Source organism: Micromonospora sp. DT178 (assembly GCF_049841695.1).
Classification (GTDB): domain Bacteria; phylum Actinomycetota; class Actinomycetes; order Mycobacteriales; family Micromonosporaceae; genus Micromonospora.
This window is the reverse complement of record NZ_JBNCKV010000107.1, coordinates 1-228: the sequence shown is the minus strand read 5'-3', so window position 1 is coordinate 228 and position 228 is coordinate 1. Positions and strand designations below refer to the sequence as shown.

The 228-nt window shown below is 69.7% G+C and carries 1 protein-coding gene; it reads right to left on the bottom strand.

Annotated elements, in window-relative coordinates:
- Positions 1-228 (bottom strand): hypothetical protein (locus ACLQ22_RS32175; RefSeq protein ID WP_425695634.1); only part of this gene is annotated, 228 nt, incomplete at both ends.

Sequence of the window (228 nt, the reverse complement as noted above, 5' to 3'; positions counted from 1 at the left end):
CGCGGAGCGGACCAGGCCCCATACCGCGGCCGCGGCCAGGTCGCTGCCATCGGTGGCGCCGCGGGTCATCACCACCAACCGGGAACCGTCCGTGGCCGCATCGGCCAGCCATTCCTGGATCCAACCCAACACCAGCGTGCTCGCCGTGTGTGTGGCCTCGACAACGCCGACAGCATCGTCCGCAGCTGGTAGCTCGGCCACCACGACCGTGGGCAGCTCACCATCAAC